The following is a 1,442-nucleotide window of genomic DNA, read 5'->3' on the forward strand; positions in this document are numbered from 1 at the left end:
GCTGCGCGCCGGGGCGGGCAAACTCCAGATCGCGACGGCATCCTCCGTGGCGCCGGGGTTGGCCCTGCAGGTCCCGGAATCGATGACGGTGGGGCTCCCGGAGGACGATGCGGGCGAACTGTCGCCGGACGGCGCGGAGACGGTCGCCGAGCTGGCGCAGGGGTGTGCCGCCGTGGTCCTCGGCCCCGGCCTCGGCAACGTCGAGGTCGCCGGGGCACTGCTCCGCCGAGTGGTCCCCGATCTCGACTGCACGCTCGTCCTCGACGCTCTCGCCCTGGCGTACCTGACCGCGAACCCGGACGGCGTCGCCCACCTCGAGGGTCGCTGTGTTCTCACCCCGAACACCCGGGAACTGGCGAGGACTCTCGACGTCCCCGAGTCCGACGTCGAGGCCGACACCCCCCGGTGCGTCACAGACCTCGCCCGGCGCACCCGGGCAGTGGTGGTCTCCGGGGCGGCCACCTCGTGGATCGCGTCACCAGAGGGCGGTCTCTGGCGTGACGAATCGGGCACCCCCGGGCTCGGAGTGTCCGGCTCGGGTGACGTCAAGGCCGGAGTCATCACCGGGCTGCTCGCTCGTGGGGCGGATCCCGCTCAGGCCGCCGCGTGGGCCACCTTCGCCCACGGTAGGGCCGGTGAACGGCTCGCGGTGCGGGTCGGTCCCACCGGATTTCTGGCCAGAGAGCTGTTGTCGGAGATCCCCCACGTCATGGCTGAGCTCTCCTCCTGAGCATCCGTCCACCGTCGCGCACCGGTCGCGGGCGCGACCGGCTGCGCCCCGGCGCCGGGACTGGCAGGCTCGGGTCATGAGTTCCACCGACAAGTCCCGTGCCGACGAGCCCCGTGCCGAGAAGATCCGTTCCGCCATCGATGACGCCACCGTCCCGGATCCCGGCACCCTGCACCGTGCCCGCATGATCGTCGTGGACAAGCTCGGAGAGTGGGACAGCCTGGGAGTCGACGAGATCGTCGAGTCGGTGTGTGAGGCCTACGAGGCCCCCTCCGGTGAACCGCTGCGGCTCGCGGACGTGGACCCCTCCGGCCCCGCCACCGACACCCCCGCCATGCGGCACCTGCGATATGCGAGGGCGGCGCGCACCGCGCTCATCGATCTGGAACGGGAGGGGACGATCGTCGCGGTGGCCGAGCACCCCGGCGACTCCGAGGCCGACACACTGACGGGCGAGCAGACCGCGGACGACGCGATCCCCGGCGCCGAGGAGGTCACCGCCACCACGGAGACCACCGGTCCCGCCGGCCGGGAGTCGGGCGCCGACGAGCTGGTCCTCAGTACCGGGCCGCAACCGCGGGGTCGGCGGTTCGCCCTGGCCGCCGGCTGAGCCCCGCGATAAGAGCCGGTTCAGGGCAGCGGCACGGTCTTGGCGGGGTCAGATCAGAGCGACGTCGTGGACTCCGGGTGGTCGGTCTCCCTGAGCGGCTTA

At 72.5% G+C, this 1,442-nt stretch carries 2 protein-coding genes; both read left to right on the plus strand.

Annotated elements, in window-relative coordinates; genetic code table 11:
* On the plus strand, positions 1-730 hold a 730-nt coding region (locus G6019_RS11755; RefSeq protein ID WP_182627661.1), incomplete at its 5' end, for an NAD(P)H-hydrate dehydratase.
* 76 nt (positions 731-806) lie between these two features.
* On the plus strand, positions 807-1,340 hold the full coding sequence (locus G6019_RS11760) for a hypothetical protein (RefSeq protein ID WP_182612703.1): 534 nt from the start codon (positions 807-809) through the stop codon (positions 1,338-1,340).
* The last annotated feature ends 102 nt before the right edge of the window (positions 1,341-1,442 follow it).

Origin of the sequence: Dietzia sp. DQ12-76 (assembly GCF_014145045.1) — a bacterium.
Taxonomy (GTDB): Bacteria; Actinomycetota; Actinomycetes; order Mycobacteriales; family Mycobacteriaceae; genus Dietzia.

Coding starts and splice junctions, on each gene's coding strand:
- G6019_RS11760 (WP_182612703.1), top strand. CDS start 807: ATGAGTTCCACCGACAAGTCCCGTGCCGACGAGCCCCGTGCCGAGAAG.